The sequence below is a fragment of the Streptomyces sp. sk2.1 genome (assembly GCF_008120935.1).
GTDB lineage: Bacteria > Actinomycetota > Actinomycetes > Streptomycetales > Streptomycetaceae > Streptomyces.
Genome location: NZ_RDBO01000085.1, coordinates 1223 through 6173, shown reverse-complemented (window position 1 = coordinate 6173; position 4951 = coordinate 1223). Strand labels below are relative to the sequence as shown.

Here is a 4951-nt window from a genome sequence, read left to right as displayed (position 1 = left end):
CCACCACGGCAGGCCCGCCCGCCCAGAAGGGACACCACCCATGCTTTCCAGAACATCCGTGAGAACCGCCCTCGCCGCCCTCGCCGTCACCGGGCTGCTCGCCGCCGCCCCCTCGGCGACGGCGACCTCCCGGGATTCGGCCACGACGCCGGCCGCCACCCCGGCGGCCACCGCCCAGTCGCCGTCCGCCGGGGTCACCGTGAAGATGCCGTCCGCGGTCGCCGACCGCCTCGGCACCGACCGTCGGGCACTGGTGGACGCCGTCTCCGCCGACGTCCTCTCCCGGTCCCACGACGCCAAGGGCCTCGCCCCGAAGGCCGCCGTCGACAAGCTCGCCGACGAGGGCCGCAAGGTGGTCGTCGACGTCCGCACCGTCTCGCGCGACTGGGCCCGGGGCGTCGCCTACGTCGAGGCGCCGCGCACACAGCACGGCGAGCCGGAGGGCTGGCTCTACATCGCCCACCGCGAGGACGGGCGTTGGGTCTCCGGTCTCGAGGGCGACCGCGAGTTCGCCGACCACGTGGCGAAGTCCCCCCTGGTCGGCAAGGCGGAACGGCAGACCATGACGGCGTACGCGCAGCGCAAGGCGACGCCGCAGGCGCAGACGTCGTCGGTGGGGGTCCTGGCCAACACCAACGGGTTGCTGCTGCCCTGGATGCCCGACTACTACATGACCCTGACCGGTGGCGCGCACTCCCACACCGGATCGACCGGCTACTGGAGCAGCCTCGACTTCGCCGGTGGCAACGCCAGCGGCCGGGTCCGCTCGTCCCGCGAGGGCACGGCGACCTCGATGTGCGGCGCCGGCGGCGGCTGGACCAGGGTGATCCACCCGGGCGGCTTCTCGACGGACTACTACCACATGTGGAACACCACCTACTACAACGGGACGTCGATCGCCCGCAGCGCCCTGCTCGGCAACATCGGCACCGACACCTGCGCCGGCGGTTCCGCGACCGGAGCCCACGTGCACTGGAGCCTGCGCACCTACGACGCCAACTACAACGGCCAGTACACCTGGCTGAACGGCCGCACCATCGGCGGCTGGGCCTGGTGGAACGGCTCCAGCCAGTACACCGGCTGCGCCACCCGCCTCGGCGTCACCGCCTGCCCCGGCACGGCGATCTACAACCGCACCGGCTGACACCGCCCCGCGCCTTCGCACCCGGTCCCATCACCGGGTGCGAAGGCGCGCGGTCACCGCACCGGCGCGGGGCCACCGCACCGGCGGACGGCGTCGGGGCCGAGGTGATCCGGGCCGGAGAGGATGCCGAGTTCCTGCTCGACGCGGTGACGCCACTCGACGGCCACGGTCGTCAACTGTCTTTCGCACGCGGTCGTTTCCGCGGACACAAACACGGGCACGGGTGCGGCTGCGGCTGCGGATGCGGGTCACGGGGGAGTGACGGTCACAGGGCCCCTCCTTCCGTCCGCGCCGCCCGGAAGCCGCTCACCGACTGCGGGCTGATCCACAACAGCGTGTCGTGCGGGCCGTGCGCCCAGCCGGGCAGAGTGCGCCGGTAGTGGGCCGCCTCGTCCGGATCGGCGACCGGTTCGGCGGGACCGGTCGCGGTGACGCTCCAGCCGGGACCGGCCGGGGCGCGGAATCCGTCCACGTGGTACGTCACCGTCGCGCGGCCGCGCAACGCGGCCTCCTGCACGGGACTCCGTACGATCAGCCGGCCGTGGGCGAGGACGTGAACGGCCGGGCGGACCACGGGAGCGCCCCTGGACACGTGGACGAGCCGGCCGGTGCTGCTGCCCTCCAGCAGGTACAGGGCCTCGGCTCCGGAGACCTCGACCAGGTGGTGCGGGGCGGAATCCCGGGTGTTGTTCGTGCGGTCGTCGGTCATCGGGCGGATTCCTCGTGTGCGGCGGTCCCGGTGGTGCCCGGCTTCCGGGAGGAGTCCGGGGGCAGGACGCCCGCGTGCTCCAGATGGCGCCGGGCGCCGGCGATGGCCTCGGGGGTGGTGGCGTACTCGCGGCCCTCGTGACGCAGCAGGGCGAGCGCGCCGACGGAGTCGAGGACCTGGCGCTGGCCCGTCCGTATCCCGGAGGACATGACGGCGATCCCGCGCCGGTTCAGCTTCTCGATCGCGTCCTTGAGGACGAGCGCGCCGGTCGCGTCCATCGTCGTCACCCGGGACATGCGCAGGATGACGACGCGGACGTCGGCGACCTCGGTCAGTTCGAGCAGGAATCGGTGGGCGCCCGCGAAGAACAGCGGCCCGTCCATGCGGTAGGCGACGATGTGCTCGGCCAGCAGCGCGTGTTCCTCCGCGCTGTGCTCGCCCCGGTCGAGCGGCACCCGGTCCGTGCGGGTCTGCTTGGCGATGGCGCGCAGGGCGAGGGCACCGGCCACGACGATCCCGATGACGACCGCTTGGACGAGGTCGAGGCAGACCGTCGCCACCGCGGTGAGGACCAGGATCAGGGCGTCGGAACGGGTGGCCCTCGCCATGGCGCGCAGCGAGCCGACCTCGACCATCCGGATCGCGGTCGCGATCAGTACGCCGGCCAGCGCCGCGAGCGGGATCCTCGACACCAGCGGGGCGGCGGCGAACACGATGACCGCGAGGACGACGGCGTGGGTGAGGGAGGCCAGGCGCGAGGAGGCGCCGGTGCGCACGTTGACGGCGGTACGGGCGATGGCGCCGGTCGCGGGTACGCCGCCGAACAGCGGGGCGGCGATGTTGGCCAGGCCCTGTCCGAACAGCTCCCGGTCCGGATCGTGCTTCTGCCCCACCGTCATGCCGTCGGCGACGGACGCGGACAGCAACGACTCCAGCGCGGCCAGTGCCGCCACCGCGACGGCGGGTGCGAGCAGCGAGCCGAGCGCCCCGGGATCGAGGAAGGTCAGGGAGGGCGCGGGCAGCCCCGCGGGCAGGTCCCCGATGGGCGCGGCCGCGTCCAGGTGGAATACCTGTGCCACGACGGTGGCGGCGATCACCGCGACGATCGAGACGGGGATCGTCGGGCGCAGCCGCGCGCCGACGAGCATCACCACGGCGACCGCGAGGGCGATGGCGACCGCCGTCCAGTTCGGTGCCTTCACGAACTCCTCCACGGCCCGCCAGGTGACCACGAGGACCTTGTCGCCCTCCGGCTCGGCCACCCCGAACGCGTTCGGGACCTGTTGCAGCCCGATCACGCAGGCGATGCCGAGCGTGAAGCCCTCGACCACCGGTGCGGGCACGTACTGCATGTACTTGCCCGCGCGCAGCACCGCGAGCGCCACCAGCATGAAACCGGCCATGAGGCCGACGGTCAGGACACCACCGGGGCCGTACCGGGCGACGATCGGCACCAGGACGACGGTCATCGCACCGGTCGGCCCGGACACCTGCAGGTTCGATCCGCCGAAGACGGCCGCCAGGGCTCCCGCCACGACCGCCGTCGCCAGGCCCGCCTCCGCGCCGAGCCCGGAGGTGACACCGAAGCCGAGCGCGAGCGGCAGCGCCACGATCGCCACCGTCAGACCGGCGAGCAGGTCATGACGCGGATCACGGCCCATCTGCGCCAGATCGGCGCGGGTGGGCAGGAGGGAACATACGGAACTCAGGGCCCGGCCCAGCACGGAACTCATGTGGCCGCGACCTCCGCGGTCCGGCCTTCCGCGGTCCGGTCCCGCTCGGTCCGGCCTTCCGCGGTCCGGCCCCGCCGGGCCTGGCCCCGTTCGGTCCGGATCTCCGCGGCCCGGCTCCGTTCGGCCCGGATCTCCGTGGTCCGGTCCTGCTCCGCCTCGCGCAGCTCGGCGAGGAGCTCGTTCTGCCCGGCGAGCATCTCGGTCAGGATCCGCCGGGCGGCCCGCATCAGATCGGCCACATCGCCCCCGGCCAGGGCGTACACCACGGTGGAGCCCTCACGTCGCGAGGCCACGATCCCGGAGCGGCGCAACACCGCGAGCTGCTGGGACAGCGCGGACGGTTCCACCTCGATCCGGGCCAGCAGGTCCCGCACCGGGGTCGGCCCCTCCTGGAGCAGTTCGAGTACGCGTATGCGTACGGGATGGCCGAGCATCCGGAAGAATTCGGCCTTGGCCTGATACAGCGGAACCGACACGGAATCCTCTCCTGGATCGGCGCCCGCGAGGACGCGCGCACGACGGGCGGCCGCGTCTCCGTGCGAACGGCACCGGGTGGGGAGGCAGGGGCGTGGCCGTCTTCAGCTTCTAACGACTTGCGAAATTTCGCAATTCAGCTAGTCGATTCATAGACTACGGCCGTGAGCGAAAATCTTCCCCCCTGCCCCGAGTGCACGAGCGTCCACACCTACGAGATGGGTGCTCTCCTGGTCTGCCCCGAGTGCGGGCACGAATGGTCCCCGGCGCCCGCCGGGGCCGCACCCGCCGACGCCGGTGCGCACGTCGTCAAGGACGCGGTCGGCAATGTCCTCGCCGACGGCGACACCGTGACCGTCATCAAGGCCCTCAAGGTCAAGGGACACCCCACCGGCATCAAGGCCGGCACCAAGGTCCGGGGCATCCGCCTCATCGAGGACGGCGTGGCCGGCCACGACATCGACTGCAGGATCGACGGCTTCGGCGCGGTGCAGCTCAAGTCCGGCGTGGTCAAGAAGGCCTGACCGCGGGCCGGAGGCGCGGCGCTCGCGGCATGCCCTCCCTCCGGCCGTCGGCTCCTTTCGGTCCGCCGGCGCCCCGGCCGGTCGGCACCGCCGGGCCGGCCCGATCCCATCCCGGACGACAGCACTCCGGCCCCACCTCGAACCGGATCCGAGAAGCCGTCAACCGGATCCGAGAAGCCGTGAACCGGATCCGAGAGGCGGTGAACCGGGCCCGAGAGGCGATGGCGAGCCGTTCAGCTGGGGCGGTTCCGGATGCTCGTGAGCAGTACGGAAAGGCGCTTGAGGCCCGGACCGCCGTCCTCGTCCTGGTGGGCCGTGGAGGAGTTCGTGAAGGCACCGAACTGGACGGCGGTCGCCATCGCCCTCG

The 4951-nt window shown here is 72.6% G+C and carries 4 protein-coding genes and 1 pseudogene; 2 read left to right on the top strand and 3 right to left on the bottom strand.

Going from position 1 to position 4951, the window contains the following annotated elements:
• Window positions 1-40: 40 nt before the first annotated feature.
• Complete coding sequence (locus tag EAO76_RS38865; protein WP_148840972.1) at window positions 41-1144, top strand: M23 family metallopeptidase; 1104 nt, start codon at window positions 41-43, stop codon at window positions 1142-1144.
• Window positions 1145-1409: 265 nt separating this feature from the next.
• Here EAO76_RS38865 and EAO76_RS38860 read toward each other — a convergent pair whose 3' ends face one another.
• The 3 genes and pseudogenes from EAO76_RS38860 to EAO76_RS38850 all read right to left on the bottom strand — a co-directional run.
• Window positions 1410-1853: a pyridoxamine 5'-phosphate oxidase family protein gene (locus tag EAO76_RS38860; RefSeq protein ID WP_148840971.1), complete on the bottom strand. Its 444-nt coding sequence runs from the start codon at window positions 1851-1853 to the stop codon at window positions 1410-1412.
• Window positions 1850-3586, bottom strand: coding sequence for a SulP family inorganic anion transporter (locus tag EAO76_RS38855; RefSeq protein WP_148840970.1), 1737 nt, complete (start codon window positions 3584-3586; stop codon window positions 1850-1852). The genes EAO76_RS38860 and EAO76_RS38855 overlap by 4 nt, the downstream gene beginning before the upstream one ends.
• A gap of 149 nt (window positions 3587-3735) precedes the next feature.
• A pseudogene (locus EAO76_RS38850) lies at window positions 3736-4062 on the bottom strand (ArsR/SmtB family transcription factor); the annotation flags it as partial.
• 162 nt (window positions 4063-4224) lie between these two features.
• On the opposite strand from EAO76_RS38850, the gene EAO76_RS38845 reads away from it, so the two are divergent.
• A complete protein-coding gene (locus EAO76_RS38845) occupies window positions 4225-4584 on the top strand; it encodes a zinc ribbon domain-containing protein YjdM (protein ID WP_148840969.1) in 360 nt (119 codons plus the stop codon).
• The last annotated feature ends 367 nt before the right edge of the window (window positions 4585-4951 follow it).